1 protein-coding gene is annotated in these 524 nt (G+C 74.8%); it reads left to right on the forward strand.

Annotated features, from left to right (window positions below; translation table 11 throughout):
* A partial coding sequence (gene fliH, locus DPV74_RS41795; RefSeq protein ID WP_119339306.1) for a flagellar assembly protein FliH occupies positions 1–524 on the forward strand: 524 nt, incomplete at both ends.

Raw genomic sequence — 524 nt, forward strand, 5'->3', positions numbered from 1 at the left:
GAGGACCTGCAGCGCGTGCGCGACGCCGCGCACGCCGAAGGCCATGCGGCCGGCCATGTCGAAGGCCAGGCGCTCGGCTACCAGGCCGGTTTCGAGCAGGGCCGCGCACAGGGGTTCGAAGCCGGCCAGGCCGACGCGCGCGAACAGGCCGCGCAGCTCGCGGCGCTCGCCGCGTCGTTCCGCGAGGCCGTGTCGAGCGTCGAGCACGATCTGGCCGCCGACATCGCGCAGCTCGCGCTCGACATCGCGCAACAGGTCGTGCGCCAGCACGTGAAGCACGACCCCGCCGCGCTCGTCGCGGCCGTGCGCGACGTGCTCGCGGCCGAACCCGCGCTGTCCGGCGCGCCGCATCTCGCGGTGAATCCGGCCGACCTGCCCGTCGTCGAAGCCTATCTGCAGGACGATCTCGATACGCTCGGCTGGAACGTGCGCACCGACGCGTCGATCGAGCGCGGCGGCTGCCGCGCGCACGCCGCGACCGGCGAGGTCGACGCGACGCTGCCCACGCGCTGGCAGCGCGTCGC

Source organism: Burkholderia sp. HAN2018, from assembly GCF_024704855.1.
Taxonomy (GTDB): Bacteria; Pseudomonadota; Gammaproteobacteria; order Burkholderiales; family Burkholderiaceae; genus Burkholderia; species Burkholderia cepacia.